Origin of the sequence: Shewanella sp. S1-49-MNA-CIBAN-0167 (assembly GCF_040310145.1) — a bacterium.
Classification (GTDB): Bacteria; Pseudomonadota; Gammaproteobacteria; order Enterobacterales; family Shewanellaceae; genus Shewanella; species Shewanella psychromarinicola.
In genome coordinates, this window is sequence record NZ_JBEOPO010000145.1 from 1 (window position 1) to 341 (window position 341).

1 pseudogene is annotated in these 341 nt (G+C 46.3%); it reads right to left on the reverse strand.

The features are described 5' to 3' along the window. A pseudogene (locus tag AAEZ00_RS20745) lies at positions 1-341 on the reverse strand (endonuclease/exonuclease/phosphatase family protein); the annotation flags it as partial.

Genomic DNA, 341 nt, shown 5'->3' on the forward strand with positions numbered 1-341 from the left:
ATGCCCAACGCCCAAGCACTTGCCGTGCAACAAAATCAGCACCGCCATGTAAGCCACTTTCACTGATATCGTCACGACTCACGCCACTGCGTTTAGACTTAAGGTGAATGACATAACAATCACATGGACCAAATACTGGTAACTGTATCGTAGCCCGTAACGGTTTACGGCTAAAACTAAATGACTCCGCTAAACCTAACTGGCTGACCCATTGCGGATCTGGGCTGACATTAGCTGAATCAATAATAGGATACTTTGATGCTATCGCGACCACAGGGCTGCGGTACACATAATCACTTACTACCTCGGGTAAATCTAGCGCCACAAAATATTCATAACCC